16 protein-coding genes and 1 other annotated feature are annotated in these 16,291 nt (G+C 33.7%); of the genes, 10 read left to right on the top strand and 6 right to left on the bottom strand.

The window, feature by feature from the left end:
- The 3 genes from rsmG to LQ611_RS07765 all read left to right on the top strand — a co-directional run bounded on the left by rsmG (window position 1) and on the right by LQ611_RS07765 (window position 3,206).
- On the top strand, window positions 1-720 hold the full coding sequence (gene rsmG, locus LQ611_RS07775; protein WP_025906214.1) for a 16S rRNA (guanine(527)-N(7))-methyltransferase RsmG: 720 nt from the start codon (window positions 1-3) through the stop codon (window positions 718-720).
- Between the two features lie 40 nt (window positions 721-760).
- Window positions 761-1,600: a nucleoid occlusion protein gene (noc, locus tag LQ611_RS07770; RefSeq protein WP_204980318.1), complete on the top strand. Its 840-nt coding sequence runs from the start codon at window positions 761-763 to the stop codon at window positions 1,598-1,600.
- A gap of 151 nt (window positions 1,601-1,751) precedes the next feature.
- The gene (locus LQ611_RS07765; protein ID WP_025906212.1) at window positions 1,752-3,206 is read left to right on the top strand and encodes a carbon starvation CstA family protein; all 1,455 of its coding nucleotides are present in this window, start codon (window positions 1,752-1,754) and stop codon (window positions 3,204-3,206) included.
- 110 nt (window positions 3,207-3,316) lie between these two features.
- Here LQ611_RS07765 and LQ611_RS07760 read toward each other — a convergent pair whose 3' ends face one another.
- The 5 genes from LQ611_RS07760 to LQ611_RS07740 are packed head-to-tail and all read right to left on the bottom strand — an operon-like array spanning window position 3,317 to window position 10,390.
- A complete protein-coding gene (locus LQ611_RS07760) occupies window positions 3,317-4,060 on the bottom strand; it encodes a cyclase family protein (RefSeq protein WP_103360493.1) in 744 nt (247 codons plus the stop codon).
- A 16-nt stretch (window positions 4,061-4,076) separates the two neighbouring features.
- Window positions 4,077-6,326, bottom strand: coding sequence for a 5-methyltetrahydropteroyltriglutamate--homocysteine S-methyltransferase (metE, locus tag LQ611_RS07755; protein WP_103360494.1), 2,250 nt, complete (start codon window positions 6,324-6,326; stop codon window positions 4,077-4,079).
- Window positions 6,320-8,158, bottom strand: a complete 1,839-nt coding sequence (locus LQ611_RS07750; protein WP_103360495.1) for a bifunctional homocysteine S-methyltransferase/methylenetetrahydrofolate reductase — start codon at window positions 8,156-8,158, stop codon at window positions 6,320-6,322. The genes metE and LQ611_RS07750 overlap by 7 nt, the downstream gene beginning before the upstream one ends.
- Window positions 8,115-9,287: a cystathionine beta-lyase MetC gene (gene metC / locus LQ611_RS07745; protein ID WP_037589456.1), complete on the bottom strand. Its 1,173-nt coding sequence runs from the start codon at window positions 9,285-9,287 to the stop codon at window positions 8,115-8,117. The genes LQ611_RS07750 and metC overlap by 44 nt, the downstream gene beginning before the upstream one ends.
- Window positions 9,284-10,390 (bottom strand): PLP-dependent transferase, encoded by a 1,107-nt coding sequence (locus tag LQ611_RS07740; protein ID WP_103360496.1) that lies wholly within the window; start codon window positions 10,388-10,390, stop codon window positions 9,284-9,286. The genes metC and LQ611_RS07740 overlap by 4 nt, the downstream gene beginning before the upstream one ends.
- 77 nt (window positions 10,391-10,467) lie before the next feature.
- Window positions 10,468-10,778, bottom strand: a binding site (T-box leader).
- Between the two features lie 180 nt (window positions 10,779-10,958).
- Here LQ611_RS07740 and LQ611_RS07735 point away from each other — a divergent pair.
- From LQ611_RS07735 to rpsR, 7 genes are all read left to right on the top strand, one after another.
- Window positions 10,959-11,795 carry a ParB/RepB/Spo0J family partition protein gene (locus tag LQ611_RS07735; RefSeq protein WP_107565142.1) on the top strand — a complete coding sequence of 279 codons (837 nt, stop codon included), beginning with the start codon at window positions 10,959-10,961 and terminating at the stop codon, window positions 11,793-11,795.
- A gap of 11 nt (window positions 11,796-11,806) precedes the next feature.
- Complete coding sequence (locus tag LQ611_RS07730; RefSeq protein WP_078099956.1) at window positions 11,807-12,691, top strand: mechanosensitive ion channel family protein; 885 nt, start codon at window positions 11,807-11,809, stop codon at window positions 12,689-12,691.
- Between the two features lie 23 nt (window positions 12,692-12,714).
- Entirely contained in the window at window positions 12,715-12,912 is a 198-nt protein-coding gene (locus tag LQ611_RS07725) for a DUF951 domain-containing protein (RefSeq protein WP_025906204.1), read from the top strand.
- Window positions 12,913-12,915: 3 nt separating this feature from the next.
- Window positions 12,916-14,016: a redox-regulated ATPase YchF gene (ychF, locus tag LQ611_RS07720; RefSeq protein WP_103360498.1), complete on the top strand. Its 1,101-nt coding sequence runs from the start codon at window positions 12,916-12,918 to the stop codon at window positions 14,014-14,016.
- A gap of 171 nt (window positions 14,017-14,187) precedes the next feature.
- The gene (rpsF, locus tag LQ611_RS07715) at window positions 14,188-14,481 is read left to right on the top strand and encodes a 30S ribosomal protein S6 (protein ID WP_025906202.1); all 294 of its coding nucleotides are present in this window, start codon (window positions 14,188-14,190) and stop codon (window positions 14,479-14,481) included.
- A gap of 27 nt (window positions 14,482-14,508) precedes the next feature.
- Window positions 14,509-15,036, top strand: coding sequence for a single-stranded DNA-binding protein (gene ssb / locus LQ611_RS07710; protein ID WP_025906200.1), 528 nt, complete (start codon window positions 14,509-14,511; stop codon window positions 15,034-15,036).
- Window positions 15,037-15,095: 59 nt separating this feature from the next.
- The gene (rpsR, locus tag LQ611_RS07705) at window positions 15,096-15,338 is read left to right on the top strand and encodes a 30S ribosomal protein S18 (protein WP_025906198.1); all 243 of its coding nucleotides are present in this window, start codon (window positions 15,096-15,098) and stop codon (window positions 15,336-15,338) included.
- 580 nt (window positions 15,339-15,918) lie between these two features.
- Here the strand turns inward: rpsR and LQ611_RS07700 are convergent.
- Window positions 15,919-16,062 (bottom strand): hypothetical protein, encoded by a 144-nt coding sequence (locus LQ611_RS07700; RefSeq protein WP_158011154.1) that lies wholly within the window; start codon window positions 16,060-16,062, stop codon window positions 15,919-15,921.
- Between the last annotated feature and the right edge of the window lie 229 nt (window positions 16,063-16,291).

Genomic DNA, 16,291 nt, shown 5'->3' with positions numbered 1-16,291 from the left:
ATGAATGAACAAACTTTTATTGATACGTTAAAAGAATCTGGTATAACATTAACAGATAAACAAATTAAGCAATTCGAAACATACTTTGAGATGTTAGTAGAGTGGAACGAAAAAATTAACTTAACAGCAGTTACTGAAAAAGAAGAAGTGTACTTGAAACACTTCTTTGATTCAGTGACACCAAGCTTTTATATAGATTTTAATGAAATTGAAACGATCTGTGATGTAGGGGCAGGCGCTGGATTTCCGAGCATCCCTTTAAAAATCGTATATCCACACTTGCAAATTACAATAGTAGATTCACTAAATAAAAGAATTAAATTTTTAAATGAATTAGCTGCATCATTAGACTTAGATCAAGTAAACTTTGTACATGATAGAGCAGAAACATTCGGTAAATCACAACAGTATCGTGAAAGCTTTGATCTTGTAACTGCAAGAGCAGTAGCACGATTATCTGTATTAAGTGAATTATGTCTACCTTTAGTGAAAAAGGGCGGTCAATTTGTCGCATTAAAAGGCTCACAAGGTAATGAAGAGTTAGAAGATGCACAATTTGCAATTTCTGTATTAGGTGGAGAAGTAAAAACAGTACATGAATTTACGCTACCTCTTGAAGAAAGCATGAGACAGATCATTACGATAGATAAATTAAGACAAACACCTAAGAAGTATCCAAGAAAGCCAGGAACACCAAACAAAGAACCTTTAACAAAATAATTCCTGGGAAATATGTATGAACGAAAGTAGGTATATTGAGATGAAAAAGCCTTTTTCTAAATTATTTGGACTTAAAGACAAAGAATTAGAACACATAGAAGAAGCACGAGCTGAAGGTAATGTGGCAGTCGTATCAACAGAAAGAATAGTGCCAAACCGTTATCAACCGAGAAAAGTATTCGATGAATCTAAAATTAAAGAACTCGCACAATCTATAAAAGAACATGGATTATTACAACCTATTGTTGTTCGTCCAATTGAAGAAGGTATGTATGAAATCATAGCAGGTGAGCGAAGATTTCGTGCAATGAAATATAACGATTTACCAGAAACTGAAGTTATTATTAAACCATTAAATGACAAAGAAACAGCAGCCGTTGCGCTGATTGAAAATATACAAAGAGAAAATTTATCAGCTATAGAAGAAGCGGAAGCCTATAAGAAATTGTTGGATTTAGAAGACATTACACAACATGACTTAGCGGTTAGTATGGGTAAGAGCCAATCATTTATAGCCAATAAATTAAGACTGTTAAAATTATCAGAGCCTATAATTATTTCATTACAAAAAGGTGAAATAACAGAAAGACATGCAAGAGCATTGTTAAGTTTAGATGATGAAGGGCAGCAAGAAGTCTTAACATCCATACAATCTCAGAACTTAAATGTTAAACAAACAGAAGATCGCGTTAAGAAAATACGCGGCTCTGAAAAAGTAAAAGCAAAACAATTTCAATTCGAACAAGACATCACAGAAGCACTTGATACACTCGGGCAAAGCATTAAAAATGTTGAAAAAGAGGGTATTAAAATCAAGCGAATTGATGAAGAACATAAAGACTTCTATGAAATTACAATTAAAGTTTATAAGAAGAAATAATATATAGAGTTTGGGATAATATACTATATCCCAAACTCTTTTTTTATGTTTACATACAGAATTTCTGTAAATTTCCGATATATTATTGTTATTTGTAAAAAACTCATTTATACTTTTATGTAAACGTTTTCATTTAAAAAGGGGGATTTTAATGATTACATTTTTAGTTTCTATCGTTTTATTAGTTATAGGTTATTTTACATATGGCAAGTATATTGAAAAAATGTTTGGTGTTAAGGATGAACGTCCGACGCCTGCTCATGATCAAAGGGATAATATTGATTTTGTTCCGATGTCGACAAATAAGAACTCATTGATTCAATTGTTAAATATTGCAGGTGTTGGACCGATATTTGGACCGATTATGGGTGCTTTATATGGACCTGTTGCGTTTATTTGGATAGTATTAGGGTCTATATTTGCTGGTGCTGTTCATGATTATTTAACAGGTATGATTTCTATACGTAATAAGGGTGCTCATTTACCTGAATTAGCTGGTAAGTTCTTAGGTAATGTGATGAGACATCTCGTGAACGTCTTTACACTATTACTATTATTGTTAACAGGTACGGTATTTGTTACCAGTCCGGCATTACTATTACATTCTTTAATGGATGGTAGAGTGGCTTTAGGTATTATTGTCTTTGTTATTTTCTTATATTATTTCTTATCTACAGTGTTACCTATCGACAAAATTATTGGTAAAGTTTATCCGATATTTGGTTTCATCTTGATGATTTCTGCAGTAGGCATCTTTGTACGATTAATTATGACTGGTGCAGAAATTCCTGAACTAACATTGAAAAATATGCATCCTGATTCGGCGCCTATTTTTCCTTTATTATTCTTTACGATTACTTGTGGTGCTTTATCTGGTTTCCATGCGACACAATCGCCGATTATTTCTAGAACGACGAATAATGAGAAAAATGGTCGTAAAATATTTTACGGCATGATGATTGCTGAAGGTATTATTGCGATGATTTGGGCTGCAGCTGCTATGAGTTTATTTGGTGGCTATGGTGGTCTACAAGAAGTGTTAGCGAAAGGTGAAGCGGCGCTTGTAGTGAGTGAGGCATCTACTATGTTATTAGGTTCTGTATTTGGAACATTAGCGATATTAGGTGTTATTGTATTACCAATAACAAGTGGTGATACTTCATTTAGAAGTGCGAGAATGATTTTGGCTGACTACTTTAATTTCGGTCAGAAGAAAGTAATGAATCGCTTCGCAATTGCGATACCGATGTTTGTTATTAGTTTTATTTTAACGAGAGTAGACTTCACAATACTATGGAGATACTTCTCATGGGCAAACCAAACAACAGCTGTTATCGCTCTATGGATAGGCGCTATGTATTTATTACTATCTAAAAAGAATTTCTATGTCGCTTTAATACCTGCTTTATTCATGACGTGGAATATATTCACATATATATTAAGCCAACCAATAGGATTTGGGATGGATTTATCGCTTAGTTATTGGTTATCAGCTGGTTTGACGATTTTATGGTCTATGTATTTCTATTATTTATATCGTAAAAATAGTGAAAATGCGATAGAAATAGATTATCAAATCGGAGGATCACCCGTATCTAAATATTAAACAGTAAAAGCACCTTTCGATCTCCATCGAAAGGTGCTTTTTATATATTTAATATAGGGAAGGTAGTCTGCCATACGATACTCGCTCAAAAATATCATATGGCAGTGCTATTATTTAGGGGTAATAGCAAATGCTCGGACAGGGAATCCGGGTGCATTTTTAGGTTTAGGGCTAATGGCTAATATAACTGAACCACGTGTCGGTAGTTCATCTAATCCGGTTAACAGTTCTATTTGAAAAGTATCTAAACCAAGTACGTATCGTTCACCGACAATGTCATTGTTTTTACGGATGTCTACTGAAGCATCAGTATCAAATGTTTCATGTCCGATTGACTTGATCTTTCTCTCTTCAAACAAGTATTTAAGTGCGTCTAATGACCATCCTGGGAGATGTTCATGACCATCTTTGTCTTTGTTCTCAAATTGCTCTTTATCTGGCCATTTCTTTGACCAGTCACTTCTAAATGCGACAAACGTTCCACTTTCAATTGGTCCATTTTCAGATTCCCATTGAAGGATGTGTTCTTTAGTTAGTCTGAAATCTGAATCTTGGGCTACTTCTTTTGAAAAATCTAACACGATTAAAGGTAAGACTGTTTCTTGTAAACCGAGTTCATGTAGATATCGTTTATGATCTACAAAATGTATCGGTGCATCTATATGCGTGCCATATTGTGTAGGAAATTGCCATGATTGGGCAAAGAAACCGTCGTCTTTAACTTTATACAATGTTTTTGTTTCTGCATTTTCAAAAGCTGAAAAATGTGGAGATTCTGAATCAAATGTATGCGTTAAATCTACCCATTTATATTCTTTCAGTTGATTTAGCGTGTTCCATAATGGATATGACATAACATCACCTCATTTATTAGTTAGGTTGTTTAACTGTATTGTCTTGACGTAATTTTTCTACTGAATTAACTAATACAGTTAAAGCTTGTTTTACTTCTTCTTCTTGTCTTGTCTTCAATCCGCAGTCAGGGTTTACCCAGAATAGAGAACGGTCAATTTCTTGAAGTGCTCTATCGATTGCGACTGTAATTTCTTCTTCTGTAGGTATACGAGGACTATGAATATCATATACACCTAAACCAATACCTAAGTCATATGTGATATCTTCAAAGTCTTTGATTAAGTCACCATGACTTCTTGAAGTTTCGATTGAGATAACATCAGCATCTAATGATTTGATCGCATGGATGATTTGACCAAATTGTGAGTAGCACATATGTGTATGAATTTGTGTTGAATCTTGTACTGAAGAAGTTGATAATCTGAATGAATGTACAGCTTTATTCAAATAATCTTCATGGTATTCAGAACGTAATGGTAAGCCTTCGCGCAATGCAGGTTCGTCTACTTGGATGACTTTAATACCCGCTTCTTCAAGTGCTAGAACTTCTTCATTAATTGCTAATGCGATTTGATCTTGAACTTCGCTACGTGGAATATCTACACGTTCGAATGACCAGTTTAAAATTGTAACTGGACCTGTAAGCATACCTTTAACAGGTTTGTCAGTTAAACTTTGAGCATATAATGTCTCTTTAACTGTTAATGGTGCTGTCCATTTAACATCTCCATAAATGATTGGTGGCTTAACTGCACGAGAACCATATGATTGAACCCAACCAAACTTAGTTACTAAGAATCCGTTTAGCTTTTCACCGAAGAATTCAACCATGTCATTACGTTCAAATTCACCGTGTACTAATACGTCTAATCCAATTTCTTCTTGAATTTCAATCCAACGTTTAATTTCATTTTGTACGAATTCTTCGTATTTTTCATCTGAAATACGATTGTTTTTCCAATCAGCACGGTATTTACGTACTTCTCTTGATTGAGGGAATGATCCAATCGTTGTTGTTGGTAAGTCTGGTAAATTTAATACTTGATCTTGTAAGACTTTTCTTTCTTTAAATGGTGTAGTACGTTCTGATTTAACTGAATCATAGTCATATTCTAGTTGTTTGAATGATTGACTTTCAAAGCGTTCATATTGCGCTTTTAACTCGTTATATAAAGTGTCATCATTTTCGTTAAATAATTGTTTTAAAGCATATAATTCGTCTAATTTTTCAGTCGCAAAGCTTAAACCTTCACGAACTGAGTCGTCTAATGTTTCTTCTTCTAAAGTAACTGGTACATGTAATAATGAAGAAGATGGTTGAATCACTAATTCATCTGTATAAGATTGTAATGTTTCGATTAAAGCTTTCTTCTCTTCAATATTAGTTGACCAAACATTTCTACCATCAACGATACCAGCGAATAAAGCTTTTTCTTTAGGGAATAAGCCATCTTTGATTTGTTGTAAGTTAAAGCCATTGTCATGTACAAAGTCTAAACCGAATCCATAGACTGGTAATTGACCAACAAAGTTTAAATCTACGCGTTCGAAATATGTTTGTAAGACAAGTTTCGCATTAGGTGCCGCTTCGTTAAAGAATTCATATGCTTCTTTTGTAATATCTTGAAGATCAGTTGCACCGTCTGTTACGAGAATTGGCTCATCTACTTGGATGTATTCAGCGCCAGCTTCAGTTAATTGCTCGAATACTTCTTTATATAATGGTAAAAGTGTTCTTACTTTTTCATCGAAACTTTGGTCTCCACCTTTAGATAATGCTACGTATGTAACAGGACCAAGAATAACTGGGTGAGATGTTACACCAACTTCTTTAGAGAAATTGAATTTCTCAAGTAATACATTGTTATTTAATTGAGGTGACACGTTGTCCCATTCAGGTACGATGTAGTGATAGTTTGTGTTGAACCATTTGATTAACGCACTTGCAACATGATCTTTGTTACCACGTGCAATATCGAATAATAAATCGTCATCTACAGGACGTCCTTGGAAACGTTCTGGAATGATGTTAAATAGTAATGATGTATCTAACACGTGGTCATATAATGAGAAATCACCAGTAGGGATATGATCAACATGATGGTCTTTCTGAATTGTTAAAATTTCTTTGTGTAAATCCTGCAACGTTTGATCTAATTCGGCTTTATCTATTTTTTTAGCCCAGTAACTTTCGATGGCTTTTTTCCATTCTCTTTTCTTACCTAGTCTTGGGAATCCTAAATTTGATGTTTTAATTGTCATAATATTGCCTCCTTGGTTTGTGTTCCAGTTTTTAGTTTTGAATAATTTGCTAATTCAACTGTTAAATCATATTTTAAAAATGGTGTAACTAAGTACAGGCCATTAAAATATTGATGTACTGCATCAATCAATTGTTTACTCAAATTAATACTGAGTTCTCTTGTTGCATCTCTGTCGTCTTTGACTTTTTCAAAGGCGTTTAGCACTGTATCTGATAGTTTAATACCAGGTACTTCGTTGTGTAAGAAGAGTGCGTTATTGTAATTCGTAATTGGCATAATACCAATGAAAATCGGGGCGTCTATATGTTTAGTTGCTTCATATATTTCTTTAACTCTTTCAGGTTCATAAATCGGTTGTGTAATAAAGTATTCCATTCCAGATTCAATCTTTTTTTCTAATCTTTTGACTGCTGGCTCTAGTCGTCTTACATTTGGATTGAATGCACCTGCAACAGAGAAGTTGGTATTGCTTCTCAATGTATCTCCATCGGCATTTATACCTTGATTAAACTGTGTAATGATTTCAGCTAATCCGCTAGAATTAACGTCGAATACACTTGTTGCGCCTGGGAAGTTACCCACTTTAGAAGGGTCACCCGTAATCGTTAATATGTCATTAATGCCAAGTAACGAAAGTCCCATTAGGTGAGATTGCAAGCCGATTAAGTTTCTATCACGGCAAGCTAAGTGTACGAGTGGTCTAATTTTATACTTTTGTTTAATGATACTTGCTGCGGCAATGTTAGAAATCCTCACGCTCGCTAGTGAATTGTCAGCAAGTGTGACCGCATCTACACCTGCATCTTCTAGAGCTTGTATCCCATCGAAAAATTTATTCGTATCTAAATGTTTAGGTGTATCTAATTCAACAATAACGGTTGGTCTTTGTTGAACGAGCTCTTTAATACTAGGTTCTTCTTTATTTTGCTTTTTGTACTGTTTTGTTTCGATTGGTATAACATTTTTGTGCTTGATAGGCTTTAAATCTTTGACGACATTCTTTATTTTTTTAATATGTTCTGGTGTTGTACCACAACATCCACCTATTAATCTTACGCCTTGGTTAACGAGCTCTTTAGCTGCATCTGAAAAGTAATCTGAGTTGTTATTGTATTTCAAGTCGTTGTCTTCTAAATCCAGCAAACTTGCATTTGGATAACATGAAAGGTAAGCATGATCAGGTAAGTCAATATGTTTAAATGTCTTAATCATATGGTATGGACCGTGATGACAATTTAAACCAACGACATCTGCACCGGCTTTCACTAATGTTTCTAATGCATCTGGTATAGGTGTGCCATTTCTCAAATAATTTGTATTACTAGCTGTTAGTTGAGCAATAATCGGAATGTCGTATCTTGCTTTTGTATCTTTTAAGACAGCAAGTAATTCTTCTAAATCGTAGTATGTTTCAAATAAAATACCATCTACACCTTCATTAACAAGTGTTTCAATTTGAATCTCTGTGTGATATTGAATGGCTTCAATTGATAAGTTACTCTTTTTGATATTACGAAAACCGCCTACCGTACCTAGAATAAACGTATGGTCGTTGCTCGCTCTTTTAGCGATTTGAACAGCTTCACGATGAATTTCTTTTACGCGATGTTCTAAATTAAAATCTTGAAGCTTCTCAAAATTTGCACCGTACGTGTTTGTTTGAATAATATCTGCACCAGCTTCAATATAAGAACGGTGAATTTGTTCTATCTTGTTAGGGTGTGTCAAATTATAACTTTCTGGACAAGTATCCAATCCTTCAGAGTAGAGGATGGTTCCAATTGCTCCGTCAGCTACTAAAATTTGGTTCTTTAACGCTTCTTTTAGACTCATATGTAGCCTCCTTTAATGCCCAATCGATATCTGTGATCAATTCTTTGACATCTTCTAAGCCGACTGACAATCTAAATAATCCGTTAGTGATACCACGTTCAGCTCTCACTTCTTCAGGGATGGCTGCGTGACTCATTGTAGCTGGGTGAGAAAGAATCGTTTCTACACCACCTAAGCTTACAGATACAAGTGGGATATTAAGATGGTCAACAAATGCTTGTGCTTTTGATTCATCTTTAAGTCTGAATCCGAGCACGGCACCGCCATTTTTAGCTTGTCTTAAATGTGTGTCATTTGTGATTGGATAATAGACTGTTTCAATTGCTTCATTATCGATTAAATATCTATAAATTTGTTCTGTATTATAAACAGATTGTTTAAATCTAATTGGTAATGTCTTTAAATGTTTAGCAAGTGTCCAAGAATCATAAACGCTTAATCCTGAACCTGTACCATTCTGAATAAGATAAATTTCATTTTTAAGTTCTGGATCATTCACAACTACTGCGCCAGCTATGAGGTCACTGTGACCGCCTAAGAATTTTGTAGCTGAATGAACGACGATGTCAGCACCTAGTTTCAATGGTGATTGTCCTAACGGTGTCATAAATGTATTATCGACAGCTAATAGTGCGTCGTGTTTACGTGCAATTTGGCTAACACCATCAATATCTGTCACTTTAAAGAGTGGGTTAGAAGGTGTTTCAACATAGATCAGTTTCGTATTTTCTTGAACAGCTTCTTTGATATTTTGTAAGTCTGTTTGATCGACAGTTGTAAATTCTATTTCGAATTTCTTAAGAATTTGCTCTGTTAGTCTGAACGTTCCACCGTAAACATCATCTGGAAGAATCACGTGGTCTCCAGGTTTCAATGTTAAGAAGACAGCTGTTATTGCAGCAATTCCTGAACTAAATGCAAATCCGTAATTACCGCCTTCTAAATCTGCTAACTTTTCTTCAAGTAACTTTCTATTAGGGTTACCACTGCGTGCATAGTCAAATTCTTGATTGCCACCTAAAGTTTCTTGATGATAAGTGGATGAATAATATAATGGTTGATTGCTTGATAAGTGCTCGTTACCTCTAGTGGAATCCAATATTAAAGACGTTTCTTTTGAATAGCTCATATTGACACTCCTTCTTTTCTTGAATTTTTTAAGGCTTGTAGTATGTCTTCGTAAATATCTTCATAATCTTCTATTCCAATAGATAAACGGAGTAAATATTCATCTATACCGCGTTTATCTTTTTCTTTATCTGCCATATCTACATGTGTTTGTGTATATGGGAATGTGATAAATGTTTCAGTACCGCCAAGACTTTCAGCAAATATACATAATTTAATATTTTGTAAGAAGCTATCAACGCTATATGCATTGTTTAAACGAATACTTAACATTCCGGTTTGACCTGAGTAAAGAACTTCATCAATGCTTTCAACAGATTGTAGTGATTGTGCTAACTTTTGAGCATTTTCAGTAGAACGGTCAAGTCGTAAATGTAATGTCTTTAAGCCTCTCAGTAATAAATAACTATCGAATGGTGAGAGTGTTGCACCGATCATATTATGAAATTGGCCAAGTACTTCACCTAAGTAATCATCTGATACAGTGACAATGCCTGCTAACACATCATTATGACCACTTATGTACTTTGTAGCAGAATGTAAGACGATGTCAGCACCATCTTTTAATGGTGTTGATAAGTATGGTGTTAAGAATGTGTTATCGATAATCGTTAATATATTTCTTGCTTGTGCAATTTCATATAAAGGATTTAAGTCTACTGAGAACATTAACGGATTTGAAATGGGTTCAATAAAGAATGCGCGTGTATGTTCATTAATCGATGCGTTTACTTCATCAATATTTGAAAAATCAATGTACTTGAATTTGATGTTGTATTGTTTTTCGTAAAATTCAAATAGTCTAAATGTGCCGCCATATAAGTCGAATGACACTAAGATTTCATCATTTGGTTTAAATAAGTTACAAACTAATTGGATACTAGCCATACCGCTTGAAGTTGCAAATGAGTATTTACCACCTTCAAGTTTGGCAAATGCCTCTTCAAAGTTTGAGCGAGTTGGATTTTTCGTTCTTGTATAATCAAAGCCAGTTGAACACCCTAATTTTTCATGTTGATAGGCTGTTGAAAGATAAATTGGGTTTGTAGTTGCCCCGGTATGGTCTTTAGTTAATGAAATTTGAGCGAGTTGAGTAGATTTCATAATAGCCTTCCTCCCTAATGAATTAAAAAATAAAAATAAAAAAAGCTTCCGTCCTTTAAACCCGAAATAAATCGGATGTAAAGGACGAAAGCTTAGCTCGCGGTACCACCTTTGTTCGCAATGACATTACTGACATTACCTCTATAAGTACGAGTCTCTTACAAGAAGATATAATGGCAGTAAAATTGGTGAACAAATTCCAGTACGCCATCATCGCTAAAGAGACTTTAATACTGTATCGCTATAACGGGCGATCCCGTTGACACCTCAATATCGATGCCACCACTCCAAGGCCATTTTCAATCTTTCTTTCAATGTTCCCTTTCAGCAAATGGGAACTCTCTGATGATTGCAGTGTAAGATTTACTTTCCTTTTTATCGTGATTTTATTTGTTTTCGTTGTTGATATATTACACAATACTATGCGTATATTTTTTTGTCAACAACTTTTCTGAATATTTTAATTTATCGCTCAACTTTTCTTTTGTGCATATATCTTTCAAAATTGTTATAATCTAATTTGGATGTTTTACGTGAAACATACGAGAATAAATAACGTGGTGATGAAATGAAAGAAAGAAATCAAGCCTTAACAGATAAGATTTCTTATAACCATAGTCATGATAAAATTGTTGAACTTCCTTTAGAAAAATTAAGAAGGAATCCGTATCAACCGAGAGATTATTTTGATGAAGAAGCTTTGAGAGATTTAACGCAGTCGATTTCACAGCATGGTGTGTTACAACCTATCGTCGTAAGAGAAACGATAAAGGGTTACGACATCGTTGTAGGTGAAAGAAGATTTAGAGCAAGTCAATTAGCTAACAAAGATTCAGTACCGGCAATCATAAAAAATTTAACCGATGAAGAAATGTTAGAACTTGCTATTATAGAGAATCTTCAACGTGAAAATTTAAAACCTCTAGAAGAAGCAAAAAGTTATGCAACGATGATGGAAGAACTGAACTTAAAACAACAAGACGTAGCAGATAGATTAGGGAAATCAAGATCATACATTGCAAATGTTTTAAGGTTGCTGAACTTACCACCAAGTGTAAAAAAATTAATCAACGAAGAAAAAATATCGAGTGCACATGGTAGAACATTACTTGGTTTAGATAAGAAACATCAATTAGATCAAGTGGCTAAAAAAGTTGTAAAAGAACATATGAGTGTTAGAGCATTAGAAGAATATATTAAACAGTTAAATGCTCAAGGCCAAGACAAGAAAAAGAAAACGAAACAACCGAAACCTAATTTCTTAGTTAAACATGAATATCGATTAAAAGAAAAATTTGGAACAAATATTGATATTTCTAAGACTAAAAAAGCAGGTAAAATTTCTCTTGAATTTAATTCTGAAGATGAATATAAGAGAATATTAGAATTATTGCTAGATGAATAAGAGGTGTAAAAGTGAATAAGATTATGAACATCATCCATAAATTGATAGACCCGTTTATGGATCCAGAAAATTGGCAGAAGTGGATAGAACAAATATTAATTGGCATATTCTACATTGTATTAGCTTACGTCATTATTAAAGTCCTTCATAAAGTCGTAGAGAAATTCTTTACAACGAAATACGGAACTAAGAGGGTAGGGAAGTCTAACAAGCGCGCTAAAACAATGGTTAACTTACTACAAAATGTTATTTCCTATGTCGTATGGTTTATAGTTGCGACAACCATTTTAAGCAATTTAGGCATAAGAGTTGAAAGTATTATCGCTGGTGCCGGTGTGGTAGGCTTAGCAATTGGTTTCGGTGCACAAACTTTAGTAAAAGATGTCATTACGGGCTTCTTTATTATTTTCGAAAATCAATTTGATGTTGGCGACTATGTAAAAATTAATACAACAGGTACCACTGTTGCGGAAGGTACTGTACAATCAATAGGAATGAGATCTACAAGAATTTTATCATTTGCTGGTGATTTAACGATTCTTCCTAATGGTACAATGAATGAGATCGTAAACTTCTCAATTCACAACGGTATGGCTATCGTAGAAATACCTGTATCTATTAAAGAAGATTTAGATGAAGTTGAAAATAAGTTAAATGAATTTTTACCAACAGTTAAAGAAAGATATGAAATTTTCATTAAAGATCCTGAAATTTTAGGTGTAGAAACTGTGACAGCAGGGGAAGCAACGATTAAAATAGCAGGGGAAACAGAACCAAATGAACATGCATCAGGTGCTAGAATCTTAAGAAGAGAAGTGAAATCATTCTTTGATAAAGAAGGTATTCAAGCGCCAATTCCAACAATGGTTTCTTATAATCCAAATAACATTCAATAATCATCTAATCGGGAGGCAAAAATATGATCAAATCATATGAGTTAAATGATATCGTTGAAATGAAAAAACAACACGCATGTGGGTATAATAGATTTAAAATTATCAGACTCGGTGCAGATGTTAGAATAAAATGTGAAGAATGTTCTCGTAGTATCATGCTACCAAGACAAGAGTTTAATAAAAAAATTAAAAAAATATTAGTAAAAGGACAAGGTGAATAAAATATGGCATTAACAGCTGGCATAGTAGGATTACCAAACGTAGGTAAATCAACATTATTTAACGCAATTACGAAAGCAGGAGCACTTGCAGCGAACTATCCTTTCGCAACAATCGACCCTAATGTAGGGATTGTAGAAGTACCAGACCATCGTTTACAAGAATTAACGAAATTAGTAAAACCTAAGAAAACTGTACCAACAGCATTCGAATTTACAGATATTGCAGGTATTGTTAAAGGTGCATCTAAAGGTGAAGGATTAGGAAATAAATTCTTATCACATATCCGTGAAGTAGATGCGATTTGCCAAGTCGTACGTGCATTTGTTGATGAAAATGTTACACACGTATCAGGAAAAGTAGATCCAATAGATGATATCGAAGTTATTAATATGGAATTAGTATTAGCAGACTTAGAATCAGTTGAAAAACGTTATGAAAGAGTAGCAAAAATGGCAAAACAAAAAGATAAAGATGCCGTAGCAGAAGAAAAAGTATTAGCAAAAATTAAAGAAACATTAGAAAACAATAATCCAGTAAGAAGTTTAGAATTCACACCAGAAGAAAAAGCAATCGTGAAACATTTAAGCTTACTCACTTCTAAACCAATGTTATATGTAGCAAACGTAGCAGAAGACGAAGTAGCAAACCCAGAAGATAACGAATACGTACAAAAAATCGAAGAATATGCAAGTAACGAAGGTTCACAAGTTATCGTTATTTCAGCAAAAATCGAAGAAGAATTAGCAACATTAGATGACGAAGACCGCGAAATGTTCTTAGAAGATTTAGGCGTAGAAGAAGCAGGATTAGACAAATTAATCCGCGCATCATATAACTTATTAGGATTAGCAACATACTTTACAGCAGGTGAACAAGAAGTAAGAGCTTGGACATTTAAAGAAGGCATGACAGCACCACAATGTGCCGGTATCATCCATACAGACTTCGAAAGAGGCTTTATAAGAGCAGAAACCGTAAGTTATGATGATTTATTAGCAAATAACGGCATGAACGGTGCTAAAGAAGCGGGTAAAGTAAGATTAGAAGGTAAAGAATACCTAATGAAAGACGGAGACGTTGTACACTTTAGATTTAATGTGTAAGATAAAGGCCAGTAGTGTTTATGCACTATTGGCTTTTTCTTTGATATCAATGAGAAAAAGATTGTAAAAAGTAATACTCTATGCTATAATTCTTGATTGTGAGTAATGAAAATTATTCCTTGCTTAATACTGAGTTATTAGGCCGCATAGACCACAAGGAGGTGTAAATTGATGAGAACATATGAAGTAATGTACGTAGTACGTCCAAATATCGAAGACGAAGCTAGAAAAGCTGTCGTTGAGCGTTTTAAAGGAATCTTATCTTCAAACGGTTCAGAAATCATCGAAGAAAAGGATTGGGGTAAACGTCGTTTAGCTTATGAAATCCAAGACTTCACAGAAGGTTTCTACAACATCGTTAGAGTTAAGTCTGAAAATGACGAAGCTATCAGTGAATTTGATCGTTTAGCAAAAATCTCTGATGATATCATTCGTCACATCGTAGTACGCGAAGAAGAAAAATAATTTAACTTATAAAATGGGGGAGATTAAATGATTAATCGTGTTGTATTAGTCGGTCGATTAACTAAAGATCCGGAATACAGAGTAACACCCTCAGGCGTTCAAGTTGCTACTTTTACTTTAGCTATTAATCGTACTTATACGAATCAGCAAGGTGAAAGAGAAGCTGACTTTATCAACTGTGTTGTATTTAGACGTCCCGCAGAGAATGTAAACAATTACTTATCTAAAGGTAGTCTGGCAGGAGTTGAAGGTCGTCTACAATCTCGTAGCTACGAGAACCAAGAAGGTCGTCGTGTTTATGTAACTGAAGTTGTTTGTGACAGTGTTCAATTCCTTGAACCAAAAGGCGCAAATCAACGTCAATCTGGTAATGATAATCAATCATATAACCAAAATAATAACGAATTCCAAAATTATGGACAAGACTTTGGTGGTAACCAACAACAAGGACAAAAAGCACCTTCAAATCAACAGTCAAATAATCAACAATCAAGTAATCCATTTGCAAACGCTAATGGCCCAATTGATATCAGTGATGATGATTTGCCGTTCTAATAGTTGATTGAAACGAATATAAATTGATAAACATTTAACGAGAAGGGAGGAACACAATCATGGCAGGTGGACCAAGAAGAGGTGGTCGTCGTCGTAAAAAAGTTTGTTACTTCACAGCAAACGGTATTACACATATCGACTACAAAGATACAGATTTACTTAAAAAGTTTATCTCAGAAAGAGGTAAAATCTTACCACGTCGTGTAACAGGTACTTCAGCAAAATACCAACGTATGCTTACTGTAGCTATCAAACGTTCACGTCACATGGCTTTATTACCATACGTTAAAGAAGAACAATAAGAATTAGCGTATAATATAACCCTCTAGCAATCAGGCTAGAGGGTTTTTTGTGTTTAGAATTATAGAAAAGTTGTTATTTATAATAACAACGATATTATTGTAAATAATTTGGAATTATTAAAAGCATAAATAGTATAAACATTGCTAGTGCGCTGAAGTAAATAGACGTCTTATTTCTTATATATACTTTAGATATTGTTTCACAAATTAATAATTGAGTTAAAAAGCTAAATACAAACAAGAATAATAAACTAAAGATTAGATTTAATAAATTAATATTTGTTAAATCAATAGACATAATCATAAACATAGCCAGAAATAAAATTATTGTATAAATAAAGTATTGGAAAAGAATGTTTATTTTATCTAATAATCTTCTAATAAATTCAAAGTCAAAGATGTATTTTAGTAAAAATATGTTTACTGAAATAGAGAAAATAAATTGTAAAAATAGCAAAGACGATAAATTATTAAAAAAAGATGCCTTTTGATCCAAGAACGTCGTTATTATAGATAATAATAAAATGAGAAATACGATGAATAAATTTGTTTTTCTATACATAAAAAAAGCTCCAATAAATTAATTGATTTTTACTGCGTTTTGAAAGCTATCAGGTGCATCTTTCTTATTGTTTATAATATCAATATAATCAAGTATAACATCTTCCCCAATACCTGTAGTGTATACTAAGTATGATTCATTGTAAGATAAAAAAAGAGGCAACCTCTCGGTCAACCTCTTAAAACGGAAAGAACTATTGTTCTTTCATAATAAACAAGAGATAAAAGGTATCTCTTGGAGGCACATGCCTCATTCCTTATACATAATGTTAATTGTTCTTGACGTAATTAGTCAATCATTTTATGTTTAGTTTTATAAAAATTTCGCAATTTTTTCGTGGAGAATGAATGATTCTAGAACACTGATTATAAAAAAAGAGGCGACCGTCAGT

The sequence above is a fragment of the Mammaliicoccus sp. L-M44 genome (assembly GCF_022386355.1).
In the GTDB taxonomy this organism is placed as follows: Bacteria; Bacillota; Bacilli; order Staphylococcales; family Staphylococcaceae; genus Mammaliicoccus; species Mammaliicoccus sciuri_A.
This window is presented reverse-complemented; position numbering and strand designations above follow the sequence as displayed.